This window comes from Cellulomonas fimi, assembly GCF_012952065.1.
Taxonomy (GTDB): Bacteria; Actinomycetota; Actinomycetes; order Actinomycetales; family Cellulomonadaceae; genus Pengzhenrongella; species Pengzhenrongella fimi_A.
In genome coordinates this window covers 32,497-46,756 of sequence record NZ_JABCJJ010000009.1, presented here as the reverse complement: position 1 = coordinate 46,756, position 14,260 = coordinate 32,497, and the positions used below count along the sequence as shown (strand labels likewise).

15 protein-coding genes and 4 tRNA genes are annotated in these 14,260 nt (G+C 72.4%); 5 read left to right on the top strand and 14 right to left on the bottom strand.

Annotated elements, in window-relative coordinates:
* Positions 1 to 6: 6 nt before the first annotated feature.
* From pdxT to HIR71_RS07790, 10 genes are all read right to left on the bottom strand, one after another.
* The gene (pdxT, locus tag HIR71_RS07835; RefSeq protein ID WP_169324498.1) at positions 7 to 675 is read right to left on the bottom strand and encodes a pyridoxal 5'-phosphate synthase glutaminase subunit PdxT; all 669 of its coding nucleotides are present in this window, start codon (positions 673 to 675) and stop codon (positions 7 to 9) included.
* Positions 676 to 706: 31 nt separating this feature from the next.
* Complete coding sequence (locus HIR71_RS07830) at positions 707 to 1,273, bottom strand: NUDIX hydrolase (RefSeq protein WP_311836172.1); 567 nt, start codon at positions 1,271 to 1,273, stop codon at positions 707 to 709.
* Positions 1,270 to 2,172, bottom strand: a complete 903-nt coding sequence (gene pdxS / locus HIR71_RS07825) for a pyridoxal 5'-phosphate synthase lyase subunit PdxS (RefSeq protein ID WP_311836171.1) — start codon at positions 2,170 to 2,172, stop codon at positions 1,270 to 1,272. The genes HIR71_RS07830 and pdxS overlap by 4 nt, the downstream gene beginning before the upstream one ends.
* A gap of 81 nt (positions 2,173 to 2,253) precedes the next feature.
* Positions 2,254 to 2,877, bottom strand: coding sequence for a hypothetical protein (locus tag HIR71_RS07820; RefSeq protein WP_169324495.1), 624 nt, complete (start codon positions 2,875 to 2,877; stop codon positions 2,254 to 2,256).
* A complete protein-coding gene (locus tag HIR71_RS07815) occupies positions 2,874 to 4,085 on the bottom strand; it encodes a glycosyltransferase family 4 protein (protein WP_169324571.1) in 1,212 nt (403 codons plus the stop codon). The genes HIR71_RS07820 and HIR71_RS07815 overlap by 4 nt, the downstream gene beginning before the upstream one ends.
* Positions 4,086 to 4,108: 23 nt before the next feature.
* A complete protein-coding gene (locus tag HIR71_RS07810) occupies positions 4,109 to 5,065 on the bottom strand; it encodes a phosphatidylinositol mannoside acyltransferase (RefSeq protein ID WP_169324494.1) in 957 nt (318 codons plus the stop codon).
* On the bottom strand, positions 5,062 to 5,670 hold the full coding sequence (pgsA, locus tag HIR71_RS07805; protein WP_169324493.1) for a phosphatidylinositol phosphate synthase: 609 nt from the start codon (positions 5,668 to 5,670) through the stop codon (positions 5,062 to 5,064). The genes HIR71_RS07810 and pgsA overlap by 4 nt, the downstream gene beginning before the upstream one ends.
* Before the next feature lie 7 nt (positions 5,671 to 5,677).
* Positions 5,678 to 6,262: an HIT family protein gene (locus HIR71_RS07800; RefSeq protein WP_311836170.1), complete on the bottom strand. Its 585-nt coding sequence runs from the start codon at positions 6,260 to 6,262 to the stop codon at positions 5,678 to 5,680.
* 7 nt (positions 6,263 to 6,269) lie between these two features.
* Entirely contained in the window at positions 6,270 to 8,294 is a 2,025-nt protein-coding gene (thrS, locus tag HIR71_RS07795; protein WP_169324492.1) for a threonine--tRNA ligase, read from the bottom strand.
* A 231-nt stretch (positions 8,295 to 8,525) separates the two neighbouring features.
* A tRNA-Val gene (locus HIR71_RS07790) sits at positions 8,526 to 8,597 on the bottom strand.
* A gap of 197 nt (positions 8,598 to 8,794) precedes the next feature.
* Between HIR71_RS07790 and HIR71_RS07785 the strand changes: the two genes are divergently transcribed.
* Complete coding sequence (locus HIR71_RS07785; RefSeq protein ID WP_169324491.1) at positions 8,795 to 9,223, top strand: SsgA family sporulation/cell division regulator; 429 nt, start codon at positions 8,795 to 8,797, stop codon at positions 9,221 to 9,223.
* A gap of 59 nt (positions 9,224 to 9,282) precedes the next feature.
* On the opposite strand, the gene HIR71_RS07780 is transcribed toward HIR71_RS07785, so the two are convergent.
* Both HIR71_RS07780 and HIR71_RS07775 read right to left on the bottom strand, forming a co-directional pair.
* Positions 9,283 to 10,146, bottom strand: a complete 864-nt coding sequence (locus tag HIR71_RS07780) for an aminotransferase class IV (protein ID WP_169324490.1) — start codon at positions 10,144 to 10,146, stop codon at positions 9,283 to 9,285.
* A 4-nt stretch (positions 10,147 to 10,150) separates the two neighbouring features.
* On the bottom strand, positions 10,151 to 11,320 hold the full coding sequence (locus HIR71_RS07775) for a chorismate-binding protein (RefSeq protein ID WP_311836169.1): 1,170 nt from the start codon (positions 11,318 to 11,320) through the stop codon (positions 10,151 to 10,153).
* 142 nt (positions 11,321 to 11,462) lie between these two features.
* Between HIR71_RS07775 and HIR71_RS07770 the strand changes: the two genes are divergently transcribed.
* From HIR71_RS07770 to HIR71_RS07760, 3 genes are all read left to right on the top strand, one after another.
* A tRNA-Gly gene (locus HIR71_RS07770) sits at positions 11,463 to 11,534 on the top strand.
* A 53-nt stretch (positions 11,535 to 11,587) separates the two neighbouring features.
* Positions 11,588 to 11,658 (top strand) — tRNA-Cys (locus HIR71_RS07765).
* Positions 11,659 to 11,689: 31 nt separating this feature from the next.
* Positions 11,690 to 11,764: transfer RNA gene (locus HIR71_RS07760), tRNA-Val, on the top strand.
* 366 nt (positions 11,765 to 12,130) lie between these two features.
* Here HIR71_RS07760 and HIR71_RS07755 read toward each other — a convergent pair.
* Both HIR71_RS07755 and HIR71_RS07750 read right to left on the bottom strand, forming a co-directional pair.
* Positions 12,131 to 12,769 carry an NAD(P)-dependent oxidoreductase gene (locus HIR71_RS07755; protein ID WP_169324489.1) on the bottom strand — a complete coding sequence of 213 codons (639 nt, stop codon included), beginning with the start codon at positions 12,767 to 12,769 and terminating at the stop codon, positions 12,131 to 12,133.
* Entirely contained in the window at positions 12,766 to 13,674 is a 909-nt protein-coding gene (locus HIR71_RS07750) for an NmrA family NAD(P)-binding protein (protein WP_169324488.1), read from the bottom strand. The genes HIR71_RS07755 and HIR71_RS07750 overlap by 4 nt, the downstream gene beginning before the upstream one ends.
* A gap of 60 nt (positions 13,675 to 13,734) precedes the next feature.
* Between HIR71_RS07750 and HIR71_RS07745 the strand changes: the two genes are divergently transcribed.
* On the top strand, positions 13,735 to 14,226 hold the full coding sequence (locus tag HIR71_RS07745; RefSeq protein WP_169324487.1) for a MarR family winged helix-turn-helix transcriptional regulator: 492 nt from the start codon (positions 13,735 to 13,737) through the stop codon (positions 14,224 to 14,226).
* The last annotated feature ends 34 nt before the right edge of the window (positions 14,227 to 14,260 follow it).

Here is a 14,260-nt window from a genome sequence, read left to right as displayed (position 1 = left end):
GCATCGCTACCCTTCGTCTTCGCCTTGACCCGCTCCGGCACGGTGCGCCGACTCCGCGTCGGCGGTCTGGGGCACGGGTGCGCCGCGGACGATCTCCACGAACAGTCGGTGCACCCGCGTGTCGCCCGTGACCTCCGGGTGGAACGAGGTGGCCAGCAGGCGGCCCTGCCGCACCGCGACGATCCTACCGGCGGCCGGCCCGTCGGAGACCGCAGCCAGCACCTCGGCACCTGGACCGACCTCCTCGACCCACGGCGCACGGATGAACACGGCGTGCACGGGGTCGCCGGGCACGCCCTCGAACGCCAGGTCGGTCTCGAACGAGTCGACCTGCCGGCCGAACGCGTTGCGCCGCACGGTGATGTCCAGCCCGCCGAGGGTCTGCTGGCCCTCGATCCCGCCGAGCACCCGGTCCGCGAGCAGGATCATGCCCGCGCACGAGCCGAACGTCGGCAGACCGGCCCGGATGCGCCGCCGCACCGGCTCGAAGAGCTCGAACGCGCGCAGCAGCTTGTCGATCGTGGTGGACTCGCCACCGGGGATCACCAGGCCGTCGAGCCCGTCGAGCTCGCTCTCGCGTCGCACCGGGACGGCGACCGCGCCTGACGCCTCCAGCGCGAGCACGTGCTCGCGGACGTCGCCCTGCAGCGCCAGCACCCCGATCGTCGGTCTCACGAGCGAGCACTCTACGTCGCCGCCGTGCACCTCAGCCGTCGAGCCTCCGGGTCACGCCGTCCCAGCCCGCGAGGAGCCCCCGCACCAGCTCGGGCAGCCCGACGGGGAACACCTCCTCGTCGACGGCGGCCAGGTCGTCGAGATCCCACCAGCGGAGCTCGTCGATCGTCTCGTGCTCGATCTCGGTCCAGCCCGCCCGGCTGAACGCGGGCGCATCGCCCGACGGTCGGTAGCGCGCGAGGAAGAAGAGCTCGTCCTGGCGGCACGTCTCCCGGAAGAAGTCGAACAGGGCGTCGCGCCGGAAGACAGGCCCGAGCAGGGTGTCGGGCGAGATCGCGATGCCGGTCTCCTCGACGAGCTCGCGCACCGCGCCGTCGCGCGGGTCCTCGCCCGGCTCGAGCCCGCCGCCGACGGTGAACCACCAGGTCCGCTCGCGCTGGTCCACATCGCTGCCGTGCACGAGCAGCACGCGGTCGCTCTCGTCGACCAGCAGCACCCGCGCGGCCTGCCGGAAGCGGACACCGTCCGCCCCGACCTCCCACTCCGGGCCCAGGAACGCGATCGGCCCGTTGGGGCCGACGTCGTCGCCGGTGGTCACCAACCGCGCTCGGCGAGCCGGTGCGGCTCCGGGACGTCGTCGACGTTGATGCCGACCATCGCCTCGCCGAGGCCGCGCGATACCTTGGCGATGACGTCGGGGTCGTCGTAGAACGTCGTGGCCTTGACGATGGCGGCGGCGCGCTGCGCCGGGTTGCCCGACTTGAAGATGCCCGAGCCGACGAAGACGCCCTCGGCGCCGAGCTGCATCATCATCGCCGCGTCGGCCGGGGTCGCGATGCCGCCCGCGGTGAAGAGCACGACCGGCAGCCTCCCGGCGGCCGCGACCTCCTTGACCAGCTCGTACGGCGCGCCCAGCTCCTTCGCGGCGAGGTACAGCTCGTCCTCGGGCAGCGACGTCAGGCGGCGGATCTGGTCGCGCAGCGTGCGCATGTGCGTCGTCGCGTTGGAGACGTCGCCGGTGCCGGCCTCGCCCTTGGAGCGGATCATCGCCGCGCCCTCGGTGATCCGCCGGAGCGCCTCACCCAGGTTCGTCGCCCCGCACACGAACGGCACCGTGAAGGCCCACTTGTCGATGTGGTGCGCGTAGTCCGCGGGCGTCAGGACCTCGGACTCGTCCACGTAGTCGACCCCGAGCGACTGGAGCACCTGCGCCTCGACGAAGTGGCCGATGCGGGCCTTGGCCATGACCGGGATGGAGACGGTCGCGATGATGCCGTCGATGAGGTCCGGGTCGCTCATGCGCGCGACCCCGCCCTGCGCACGGATGTCCGCGGGCACCCGCTCGAGCGCCATGACCGCGACCGCGCCGGCGTCCTCCGCGATCTTCGCCTGCTCGGGCGTGACGACGTCCATGATGACGCCGCCCTTGAGCATCTCCGCCATGCCGCGCTTGACCTTCGCGGTGCCGACGACGGGCTGGCTGTTCTCGCTGGTCACTGCGTGCCTCACAGGAGTGTCGGAAGGTGGTGCGGAGGAAGGAGTGGCGGGGCGACGGGGCGCTCCACGCGTGGTCCCATCCTAGACCGCGGCCGAGGCCGTCGAGGCGCCCGGCCGGCCGAGACCCTCGGGCCACGCGTCGTCGAGCTCGACCGTCTGGGGCCGGGGCGCGCGACCAGCGAGGCGGAGCGCACGGGCGAGCGGCTTCGCGCGTACCCGCTGCGTCTGGACGACAGCCTCGTTGTGGAAGCGTCGGGCCAGCTGCACGCGGTACCAGGCGGCCGCCAGCTCGTCGAGGAGCTCGGCCGCGCTCGGTTCCTCCCGCAGGAGGGTCACCTCCGCCGCGTCGCCGAGGGCCGTGCGCAGCGTCGCCGAGAGCTCGCTCTCGACGAGCCCGCGGTCCACCGCGGGGGTCGGCGGCAGGTCGGCGAGCACGGCGGCATCAGCCGGTGCCGTGCGACCGCTGGCCTCGAGCGACGCGAACGCTGCCTCGGCCACGACCAACGAGCTCACCGGGTCCATCACGCCGGAGGCGCCGAGCTCTGCGGCGACGGTCGCGCGCCGGACCAGCTGGACGTCGAGCACCGTGCGCGACGCCGCGACCTTGCGGTGCAGCCGGTCCAGCCGCGACGCCTCGACCCAGAACGCCCAGCCGAGCAGCAGCACGACCGCGGCGACGACGAGGACCTCCTCGGCCCAGGTCACGACTCCCCGCCCCGGTCACCGCGCACGAGCCGTCCGAGGGCGCCGCGCAACGACGACGGGTCCTCGCCGACCGGCCGCGGCGCCCCGCCGTCGTCCACGTCGCCCAGGACCATCTCGTACACCGCGAGCACCTGGCTCGTCACGGCCGACCAGTCGTACCGGCGCACCGAGGCCAGGCCGTGCTTGACCGTGGACGCGCGCAGCTCGTCGTCCGCCAGGACCCGGACGAGGGTCGCGGCGAGGTCGGCGGGGTCGCCGCGACGGAACAGCGTCCCGGCGGCGCCCTCGTCGAGCACGCGACGGAAGGCTCCCAGGTCGCTCGCGACCACCGCGACGCCCGCGCTCATGGCCTCGACGAGCACGATGCCGAAGCTCTCGCCACCGGTCTGCGGCGCGCAGTAGACGTCGGTCGACCTCAGCAGGCTCGCCTTCTCGGCGTCCGTGATCGGACCGAGGAACTCGACGGCGCGCGCATCGTCCCCGAGCAGCTCGCGCGCCTCCTCGGGGCCGGTCTCACCGCGCCCGGCGATGAGGAAGCGCGCGCCCGGGACGCTGCGCAGCACGTCGGGGACGGCGGCGAGCAGGACCGGGAGCCCCTTGCGCTGCTCGTCGAGCCGGCCGAGGAACGCGATCGTCGGGGCGGTCGCCGTCCCGGTCCATCGCGCGTCGGGCTCGGCGTCGGCGAACTGGTCGACGTACACGCCGTTGGGGATGACGACGGCGTCGCCCCCCATGTGCTCGACGAGCGTCCGTCGCGCGTCCTCCGAGACCGCGATGCGCGCGCCGATCTTCTCGAGGCTCTGGCGCACCAGGGGGTACGCCATCTGGAGCGGGCGCGAGCGGATCAGCGCGGTGTGGAACGTCCCGACGATCGGTCCGTCCGCGATCCAGAGCGCGAGCATGCCGAGGCTCGGGGTGACCGGCTCGTGCAGGTGGAGGACGTCGAACTCCCCCTCCTTGAGCCACCGCCGCACCCGGGCGGCGGTCACCGGCCCGAACGTCATGCGGGCGACCGCGCCGTTGTAGTGGATCGGGACGGAGCGCCCGGCCGGCACGAGGTACGGCGGCACAGGGGTGTCGTCGTCGGCCGGGGCCAGCACCGAGACCGCGTGACCCTGCGCCATCAGCGCCTCCGCGAGGTCGCGGACGTGGAACTGCACGCCGCCCGGCACGTCGAACGAGTACGGGCAGACGATGCCGACCCGCAGCGGGCGCACACCGGTCCCGGGCATCAGGAGCCGCCGTCCTGCGCGAGGCTCCGGGCGTACCGCGCCGGGTCGAGGTCGGCGACGAAGACCTTCTGCAGCATGTGCCAGTCCTGCGGGTACCGCGCGATCGCACCGCCGACGACGGCGACCCACGCCTGGGTGAGCGCGGTGAGCTGGTCCTCGCGCGGGAGGTGGAGCGGGACCTCGATCGGGGGATGGAACTCGATCAGGATCCCCCACGGCGAGCCGGCCGCGCGGCGTCGCGGACCGCGCAGGCGTTCGTAGCGGATGCTCGCAGGGACCAGCGGCTCCCCCGTCGTGATCGCGACGGCCGCCGGCCCGGCCGCGACACGGGCCCTCTCGCCGGCGAGGTCGACCTCGACCCCGCGCGCGGTGAGGTCCCGGTCCGCCACCAGCGGCATGAGGCTGGTCCCGCCGCGCGCCACGCGCAGGAGCTTCCGGAAGACCTCCCCGCCCGACCCGTCGAGCGGGATGATCCGCATGCCCAGACCTTCGCGGAAGCGCAGGAACTCCTGGAACAGCTCCGCGGGCTCGAGCCGTTCGGCGACCGTGGTGATCGGGCCGAGGTGGACCGTCGCGTACGCCCCTGCCAGGTCCCAGTTCCCCATGTGCCCGAGCGCGACCGGGACGGTACCTCCGGCCTGGATGCGGTCACGCACGGCCTCTCCGCCGATCACCCGCACGCGGGCCGCGAGCTGCTCGGGCGAGTACCCGCTGAGCGCGAAGGCCTCGCGGTAGTACCGCAGGTAGGAGCGCATGCCCGCGCGCGAGAGCCGGCGCAGCTCGCGCGGCGAGGCGTCCGGACGGAGCCGGGCGAGGTTGCGCTCGAGCTGCCGCACGCCGCCGCCTCGACGCCACCACGCGACGTCGGCCCCGACGGTGGCGGCGAGCCGGAGCACCGGCTCGGGGATCCGGCCGCCGAGGCGCCACGCCAGCGCGAACGCGCGTCCGACGTTCATGCCACCCCCTCGGCCTGCCGGCGCACGGTCCCCATGCGCTGGACGACGGTCACGGCGCTCGCCACGGCGAGCAGGCCGAGCACGACGGTGAGGACCACGAGGGGCAGCCCGGCCCCGACGAGCGCCGTCGCGAGCAGGACCGCGAGCAGGCGGTCGGCCCGCTCCGCGATCCCCACGGCAGCCGTCATCCCCAGGCCCTCGGCGCGCGCCCGCGCGTACGGGACGATCGACCCGAGGACGAGGCACGCCAGGGCCAGGACGGCCGTCGGGCGGTCCTCACCGGCGCCGGTGAACCACAGCACGAGACCGGCGAAGATGGCGGCGTCGGCGAACCGGTCGAGCGTCGAGTCGAGGAAGGCTCCCCAGCTGCTCGACCGCCCCGACCGCCGGGCCATGGTGCCGTCGAGCGAGTCCGTGAGGGCGAACACCCCGATCACGAGGGTCCCGACCAGGAGGTTCCCGGTCGGGTACGCCCACAGGGCGGTGACGACCACGGCCAGCGTCCCGGTGATCGTCACGGCGTCGGGCGAGATGCCGCGGCGCAGGAGCAGGTCCGCGAGCGGGGTCATGACCCTCGTCATGCCCCCGCGGAGACGGTTCAGCACGGGTCGATCATCTCCTCGTCGCGGCTACGTCCGGCCACGCGGCGGCCAGCCGGCTGCGGGTGTCGTCGAGCAGCTCGGGCAGCGCCTTGGTCCGGCCGACGATCGGCAGGAAGTTGGCGTCGCCGCCCCACCGCGGGACGACGTGCTGGTGCAGGTGAGCGGCGATGCCCGCACCCGCGACCGCGCCCTGGTTCATCCCGAGGTTGAACCCGTGGGGGGCCGAGACCGCGCGCACGACGCGCATCGCGGTACGGCTCAGCTCCGCCACGTCGACCGTCTCCTCGGGCGTCAGGTCCGTGTAGTCCGCGACGTGCCGGTACGGGACGACCAGCAGGTGACCAGGGTTGTACGGGTACAGGTTGAGCACGACGTAGGCGCTCGTCCCCCGTGCGACGACCAGCCCCGTGGCGTCGTCGAGCGAGGGCGCACGGCAGAAGGGGCAGTCGTCCGAGGTGGCGATGTCGCCCGCGGGCTTGTCCTGCCCGCCGATGTACACCATGCGGTGGGGCGTCCAGAGCCGGTCGAAGCCGTCGGGCTCGCCCGGGTGGTCGGCGGCGCTCTCGTGGTTCCCGGGAGCGACGGGTCCGGTCACCACCGGCTCAGACCTGGACCCGGTCGCGTACCGCGGTGACGATCCGCTCGACCGCGTCGGCGATCGGCACGCCGTTCTCCTGGGAGCCGTCGCGGAACCGGAACGAGACCGCGCCGGCGTCGAGGTCGTCACCCCCCGCGATCAGCACGAACGGCACCTTCTGGGTGCTGGCGGTGCGGATCTTCTTGCCGAAGCGGTCCTCGCTGAGGTCGAGCTCCGCGCGGATGCCCTCGGCACGCAACCGGGCGACGACGTCGGCCAGGTAGTCGTTGAACGGCTCGGCGACCGGGACGGCGACGACCTGCACCGGTGCGAGCCACGCCGGGAAGGCGCCGGCGTAGTGCTCGGTCAGGACGCCGAAGAAGCGCTCGATCGACCCGAAGAGCGCGCGGTGGATCATGACGGGCCGCTGCCGGGTGCCGTCCGGCGCCGTGTACTCCAGGTCGAAGCGCTCGGGCAGGTTGAAGTCGAGCTGGATCGTCGACATCTGCCACGTACGGCCGATGGCGTCCTTCACCTGGACCGAGATCTTCGGCCCGTAGAACGCGGCTCCACCGGGATCGGGGACGAGCTCGAGACCGGACGCGCGACCGACCTCCTCGAGCGTGCGTGTCGCCTCCTCCCACGCCTCGTCGCTGCCGACCGACTTCTCGGGGTCGCGGGTCGAGAGCTCGAGGTAGAAGTCGTCGAGCCCGTAGTCCTTGAGCAGCGCGAGGACGAACTCGAGGGTCGAGGTGAGCTCGGCGGCCATCTGGTCGCGGGTGCAGTAGATGTGGGCGTCGTCCTGCGTCAGCCCGCGCACGCGGGTGAGCCCGTGGATCACCCCCGACTTCTCGTACCGGTACACCGTGCCGAACTCGAACAGGCGGAGGGGAAGCTCGCGGTAGGACCGGCCGCGCGCGTTGAAGATCAGGTTGTGCATCGGGCAGTTCATGGGCTTGAGGTAGTAGTCCTGGCCCGGCTTGCGCACGGTGCCGTCCTCGTTCAGCTCCGCGTCGACGTGCATGGGCGGGAACATGCCCTCGCGGTACCAGTCGAGGTGCCCGGAGACCTCGTACAGGTGGCCCTTGGTGATGTGCGGGGTGTTCACGAAGGAGTACCCGGCCTCGATGTGCCGCTGGCGCGAGTAGTTCTCCATCTCGGTGCGGATGATGCCGCCCTTGGGGTGGAAGACCGGCAGCCCCGAGCCGAGCTCGTCGGGGAACGAGAACAGGTCGAGCTCGGCGCCGAGTCGGCGGTGGTCGCGACGCTCCGCCTCGGCGAGCCGCTCGAGGTACGCGCGGAGCTCGTCCTTGGTCGGCCACGCCGTCCCGTACACGCGCTGCAGCTGCGGGTTCTTCTCCGACCCACGCCAGTAGGCAGCGGCCGACCGGGTGAGCTGGAAGCCGTTCGCGATCAGGCGCGTGCTCGGCAGGTGCGGGCCCCGGCACAGGTCCTGCCAGGCGACCGACCCGTCACGCCGCACGTTCTGGTAGATGCTCAGCCCGCCGAGCCCGACCTCGACGCTCGACGCGTCGTCCTCCGCCGGCGTCGCGGCGTGCGTGCCCTTGAGGCCGATCAGCTCGAGCTTGTACGGCTCCTTCGCGAGCTCGGCACGCGCCTCGTCCTCCGAGACGTCCCACCGGCGGAACGTCTGACCCTCCTTGACGATCCGTTGCATCGCCTTCTCGAGCGCCTTGAGGTCCTCGGGGGTGAAGGGCTGCTCGACGTCGAAGTCGTAGTAGAAGCCGTCCTTGATGGGCGGGCCGATGCCGAGGCGCGCCGACGGGTTCACCTCCTGGACCGCCTGGGCCAGGACGTGGGCCGCCGAGTGCCTCAGCACCGCGAGGCCGTCGGGCGAGCCGATCGTCACGGCCTCGACGGTGGCGTCCGCGACGAGCGGGAGGTGGAGATCGCGGAGCTCGCCGTCGACGCGGACGACGACGACGTCCCGGCGGTCCGCGTAGAGGTCGGTGCCCGTCGTGCCGGCCTCCACCGTCACCGCACTGCCGTCGACAGTGAGCGAGAGGGGCGCTGCGGACGGTTCAGACACGGGGGGCTCCTTGCGATCGTCTCGCGCCCGCGTCGGGCGCACGTCGATGCTACCGATGCCGTGCCTGCCGGATCCGACGTCCTCGCGCTGCCGCTCGACGACCCCGTCCGAACGCCGTCGCGGGCCTCTACATCGTCGGCTCGCGGCACGTCTATGTGCGGAGCCACCGGGTGATATGTGGCCCGGACACAATTCGGCCTCCGGTCGGGTGATGACCGGAGGCGGATCGGGTGGGCGATACTGGGTTCGAACCAGTGACCTCCTCGGTGTGAACGAGGCGCTCTACCACTGAGCCAATCGCCCGTCACGCCGGCGAGCTGGGGGCTCGGGGGGCACGACGACGTGACGATGCTAGCGAACCGGAGCGATATTTCCGAACTGAGGTCAGCCGCTCGCGCGAGTGGGTGAACCTCCCCCATAATCAGCCCGCCGCAGGACCAAGGTCCCGTACGCTTCGTCGAGCCGGACGATCTGCGACCACCCGGAAAGGAGGCGGCAGCATGGCTCCACGGCCATTCGACGTCCTCGAAGTCGTGACGATGCAGCTGGTGCTGTCGGACGCCACCGTTCTCGGTGTGACCGCAGAGCTGGGCTTTCGCGCGGCGGACCCGTACACCGTGCGCGCCGTCTTCACGGGTCCGCACTCGATGTCGACGTGGTTGATCGGCCGCGAGCTCCTGGCCCAGGGCCTCCTCGCCACGCAGGAGCACCCCGCCGGCACCGGCGACGTCCGCGTCTGGCGCGACGACGACCCGACGTACGTCCTCATCTCGCTCAGCGGGGTCGAGGGCGACGCCCTCCTCGCCGCTCCTGCCGAGCCCGTGGAGCGCTTCGTCGCCACCACGCAGCAGCTGGTGCCGTTCGGTACCGAGAGCACCCGGATGGACCCGGAGATCAGCCGCCTGATCGCTGCACTCCTCACGGCCTGACCCGCTCCCCCGCCTCGCTCGCCCGTCGTCGACCGCGCTCGGCACGCTGAGTCGCGCCCTCACGGGTCCAGGTCGTCGCCGATCCTCGCCTGGAACAGTCGCTGGAGCTCGAGCGAGAGCGGACCAGCCACGACGTCGACGCCGTCGATGCCCACCACCGGCACCACGTTGCGCACGCTCGAGGACAGCGCCAGGTGCGCGTCACCTGCGGGTACCTCGTCGAGCACCGTGAACGGCAGCTCGCCGCGGACCGCCTCCCGGGCCGGCAGCCCGGCCGCGCGCGCCCACTCCAGCGCCAGCTCGCGCGTGATCCCGGCGAGGCATCCGCTGGTCAGGGCCGGCGTGACGAGCTCGCCACGACGCTCGACGAACACGTTCGATCCCGTGCCCTCGCAGAGCTCACCGACCGTGTTGGCGAAGATCGCCTCGTCGCCACCCCGCTCGGCCGCATAGCCGAGCGCGACGACGTTCTCGGCGTACGACGTGGTCTTCAGCCCGGCGACGGCCGAGCGCTCGTTGCGCACCCACGGGACGCGCGCGACCCGAGCCGTCTCGGGCCGGACCGCGGGCCCCGCGAGCACGAGCACGGTCTGGCGAGCCGTGCCGGGGGCGGCACGGTTCGACCCGAGCGGCCCCGGCCCCGCCGTCACCGTGATCCGGACGCGGCCCAGGCTGTCGCCGCCCGCGGCCAGCACGGCGTCGACCCCGGCCCGCACCGCGTCCTGGTCCGGTGCGCCGAGCCCGAGACCCGTGGCCGAACGCTCGAGGCGTCTCAGGTGCCGCGTGAGCGCGAACGCCTTCCCGTCGACCACAGCGCACGTCTCGAACACCCCGTTCCCGACCGTGAGCCCGTGGTCCACAGCCGTCACGACCGGCTCTCGCTCGTCCCTCAGGTGTCCGTCCGACCAGATCATGACGCTCATGCGTTCAGTGTGGCGCAGGTTCGTGACGGGACGAGGCCAGGCCGATCAGTCGGCGCGCCTTGAGCTCCGTCTCGGCCCACTCCGCGACCGGATCGCTCCCCCAGGTGATCCCGGCCCCGGTACCGAAGCGGAGAGTTCCAGGTCCCTGCCCTCGGCCGGAGCGCTCGCCCGTCCGGGCGCCCGCGGTCCACCAGAACGTCCGGATGGCGACCGCGAGCTCGGCGCGACCGGCGTCGGCGTCGATCCATCCCACGACCCCGCAGTACGGCCCCCGACGGACCGGCTCGTGCTGCCGTATCAGTCGGAGGGCCGCCGTCTTGGGAGCTCCGGAGACGGAACCTGGCGGATAGGTCGCCGCCAGGAGGCGACGCCATCGATCCGGGGCGGCGGCCACGTCGCGCGTGAGCTGTCCCTGCACCGTGGTGACGAGGTGGACCAGGCCCGGGTGCTGCTCGATGCCGAGCAGGCGCGTGACCTCGACGGTCCCGGGTCGACACACGCGCTGGAGGTCGTTGCGGACCAGGTCCGTGATCATGACGTTCTCGGCCTGGTCCTTGCCCTGGAGACCGTCCGCGGCGGTCGCGGTGCCCTTGATCGGGGCAGACGTGAGGACGTCCCCGTCGAGTCGCAGGTAGAGCTCGGGTGACGCCGAGACGACCCAGGCCGGAGGCAGCCCGCTCGTTGCCGGTACGTGGACCCCACCGGCGTACGGGGCGGGGTTGCCTGCGGCCAGGGCGGCGGCGAGGGCGCGGGCGTCCGGCTCGCCGCCCACCGGACCGCCACCCAAGGGCGCCTCGAGAACGCGGCAGATGTTGACCTGGTAGACCTCGCCCGCCCGGATCTCGGCACGGATCGCTTCGACCGCGCGCAGGTAGGCCTCGCGGTCGAGCGACGAGCGCCACGCCGACGACGCCGGCCCTCGCCACCCCGCGGTCGTCGCCGCGTCGTCCGGCTCCGTCCCTCGGGTGACCTGGCGGAACCGCCACGCGTGCACCGGCCCGTCGAAGTCGCCGACCACGGCCCAGAAGCCGCCGGCCGCAAGCCGCTCGGGCTCGCGGTCGACGTCCACCCACTCGACGACGCCGCGTGCCTCCACCCCGGCGAACCAGGCCGCGCCGTCGAGTCCCCTGGTGTCGTCGCCGCCCAGCGGCCGTTGTGGTGGGGTGTTCGACACCGCGCCACCGTACCGACGCCGGCCCTGCGGCGGCGGCGTGCCCCGGCAGCGGTCCGGTTGGACTCACGCCGATTCGGTCGGCTAAAGTCTGGGACGCGCCCAGCGCACCGGATCGCACTGCGGATCTGAGGCTGTGGGTCGTGCGGACGTGGCTCAGTGGTAGAGCATCACCTTGCCAAGGTGAGGGTCGCGGGTTCGAATCCCGTCGTCCGCTCGGTGGCTCAACTACTGGTCGGCTTCCCGGAGCTCGCGAGAGTCGGGTCGCACGGTGGAGTGGCCGAGAGGCGAGGCAGCGGCCTGCAAAGCCGTCCACACGGGTTCGAATCCCGTCTCCACCTCGCACAGCAGGTCGTGGTTGTAGTACCGCACGGGCGATTGGCGCAGCGGTAGCGCGCTTCCCTGACACGGAAGAGGTCACTGGTTCGATCCCAGTATCGCCCACCAGCATCACCGCAGGTCAGAGGCCGTCTCGGAGGAATTCGAGGCGGCCCTTCTGCTGTTCTGAGCGGCCCATACCCCCACGCATACCCCAACGCCCTTGTGAGCAACGCGAAACTGACCGTTCGCCGAAAGAACGGCTTTCAGTTGGCGACCGGTCGCCGCGGTTCATTCAGCGTTTCGCTGGAGATGCCATTCAGCGTTTCGATGAAGATGCAGCGAGGCGCCTGCCACGCCCAGCGCACGTTGACGGACGGTGGCGATGCTGGCCGGGCCCTCGTGCCGCTTGACACACTCTGTTGGACGGGCCGCGGTGGTGGGACGCGTCACCAGCCGCGCGGGCGGACAGGGCGTCCGCGCGGCCGGCTGCGCTCAGCGCGGCGTCGCGGTGAAAGGCGCGAGTCGTGGGTACAGCCCCTGCTCGACGGTGTCGATGAGGAATGCCCCGAGGTCGGAGCGCGTGATGCGGGTGCTGCGGGTGGAGCGGTGGGCGTGGTGCTCGAGCGGGCGGTCGGACGCCGGGCCGTCGACGAGACGGGGCGGGCGCACCAGGCTCCAGTCCAGGTCGCTGGCTGCCCACACCTGGTACTCGGCGGGCTTGTCCTTGACGACCTCACCGCCGAGGGTCTGGATGAGTCGGCTGATGAGCTTGTCCTTCGTCGTCTTCTGGTCGCCCGGGACGTCGATCCCCGCTCCGCTGATGCCGACGAAGCGGCGTGGCCCAGTGGTGGACATGAGCTCGACCAGGGCGCGAGCGGTGCGGGTGTGCAGGTGTGGTTGTCTGCCCGCGGGGCCGAGTGCCGAGACGACGGCGTCCGCGCCGGTGAGCAGGTCGGCCAGGGCGGCGGGGTCGGTCGCGTCTCCCACGACGACCCGCACGCGTTCGCGCGTGTCGGCGGGCAGCCTGCCCGGGTCTCGCACCAGGACGGTGACGGAGTGGCCACGGTCGAGCGCGGTGTGCAGGGCGTAGGTGCCGGTGCGACCGGTGGCTCCGATCAGAGCGATCCTCATGCTGACCTCCCCTGGGCCGAGGTGCGGGGTGTGAGCGAGTCGGTGGACGGTGCAACGGCGCGTTCCCACGCGCCGCGCTCACGGTGCGCGAAGTCGGCGAAGTCGACGGGGGCGCGCCCCAGGACCGTCCGTACGTCGTCGCTCAGCCCGGCAGCCAGGCCGAGCCGGGCGGCGGTGTAGATCGCCGAGGTGACGGCGACCATGCCGACCGGCAGGTCCAGCTCACGGCGGGCGTGCCGGGCGTACCGCAGGATCCCGGGCCGCGTGTAGCGGATCGGGCGGCCGAGCTCGACCGTCAGGATGTCCGCGATCTCGGCGTAGGTGAGGGCTCGCGGGCCGGTCACGGTCCAGGCCCGGCCGGTGTGTGCCGGCGCGTCGAGCAGAGCCGCGGCGGCGACGGCGCCGACGTCCTCGGCGTCGACGAACGCCGTGGCCCCGCGTCCCGCGGGAACGACGACCTGGTCCCGGTCCCGGATGTCGGCGACGTGGGTGGTGGTCAGGTTCTGGTGGAAGAAGGACGCCCGGACAAAGGTCCAGTCGAGGCCCGAGTGGCGCAGCCAGGACTCGACGGTGGCGTGCGGGACGATCTTGTTCCTCTGCGCACCCTGCAGGGACAGGAGCACCACGTGCCGCACGCCCGCCTCGCGTGCCGCTGCGACCGCCGGCAGGAGGTCGCGCTTGACGTTGCCCAGGGCGGGCGGGCGGACCAGGAACATCGACCGGACGCCGTCGAAGGCAGGCGCCCAGGTGACCGGCTCCTGGAAGTCGAAGGGCACCGTCGACCCGGAGGCGGGCCGCTGCCCGGGCCGAACCGCCGAGCGGACCTCCGTCTCGCTCGCGCTGAGCGCGCGGACGACCGCAGCACCGACATTGCCCGTGGAGCCGGTCACCAGGATGGGTGGCACGGACGATCTCCCTTCCGTGGACGTTGCATGTACCGTGGACGTTGCATGTATCGTACATACATGGCGTCGGGAAGCAAGAAGGACCTCGAGCGGATCGATCGTGCCCTCATGCAGCTGCGCCGCTTCGTCGAGGCGCCGGCCATGGTCGACGATCGCGGACGGCACGTGGAGACCTCCACCCTGCTGGTGCTGGAGGCGCTCGGGCCTGAGTCAGAACCCACCGTGCGCGACGTCGCCCGGCGGTTGGACGTCACCCACTCGACGGCCAGCCGGCTGGTCACCCGCGCCGAACAGGCGGGGATGGTGCGGCGTCGCCGGTCGCCGACGAACCGGCGCGAGACGCTCGTCGAGGCGACCGACGACGGTCACGCTCTTCGCGACCGGGCACGGACCTTTCGACTCCATCGCCTCTGCGACATCGTGGCGGACTGGCGATCCGACGACGTGGCCGCGTTCGCGCACTCCCTCGCGTCCTTCGCTGAACGGGCAGCGCAGGAGAGCCGCGTCCCGGACCACCACGGGCAGCCCGAAGTGGACTCTCCGTTCACCTGAGCCGGTGCTCAGTGCACTTCCCCCTGCTGGCTCC

Bases quoted from the DNA above. Each gene is read 5' to 3' on its own strand.
- HIR71_RS07780 (WP_169324490.1), bottom strand. From the start codon at position 10,146: ATGAGCGTCATGATCTGGTCGGACGGACACCTGAGGGACGAGCGAGAG.
- HIR71_RS07785 (WP_169324491.1), top strand. From the start codon at position 8,795: ATGGCTCCACGGCCATTCGACGTCCTCGAAGTCGTGACGATGCAGCTG.
- HIR71_RS07745 (WP_169324487.1), top strand. From the start codon at position 13,735: ATGGCGTCGGGAAGCAAGAAGGACCTCGAGCGGATCGATCGTGCCCTC.
- HIR71_RS07810 (WP_169324494.1), bottom strand. From the start codon at position 5,065: ATGAACGTCGGACGCGCGTTCGCGCTGGCGTGGCGCCTCGGCGGCCGG.
- HIR71_RS07755 (WP_169324489.1), bottom strand. From the start codon at position 12,769: ATGAGGATCGCTCTGATCGGAGCCACCGGTCGCACCGGCACCTACGCC.